At 43.5% G+C, this 248-nt stretch carries 1 protein-coding gene; it reads right to left on the bottom strand.

Features of this window, described 5'->3' with window-relative positions:
* The coding region (locus CWC11_RS21220) for a flavodoxin domain-containing protein (RefSeq protein ID WP_171038500.1) at positions 1–248 on the bottom strand (248 nt) is incomplete at both ends.

Genomic DNA, 248 nt, shown 5'->3' with positions numbered 1-248 from the left:
GTGTCACCCAAGGCTAAAACGGAAAAGTAAGTTGATTCAAATGAGGGTGCCGACTGGGCATTTATCTCATCCCACAATAATTGTGCGTTATCGGGCATTTCACCATCACCATAGGTACTTGTGATCACTAGTAGTCGCTCAGCTTCACTTAATTGCGACACAGAAATATCATCCATATCGAATACCGAAGCCAGCAAACCATGGTTTTTAGCCATTTGTGCGGCTTCTTCAGCTAGGTTTTCAGCATT

Source organism: Pseudoalteromonas sp. S3178, from assembly GCF_005886985.1.
In the GTDB taxonomy this organism is placed as follows: Bacteria; Pseudomonadota; Gammaproteobacteria; order Enterobacterales; family Alteromonadaceae; genus Pseudoalteromonas; species Pseudoalteromonas carrageenovora.
This window is presented reverse-complemented; position numbering and strand designations above follow the sequence as displayed.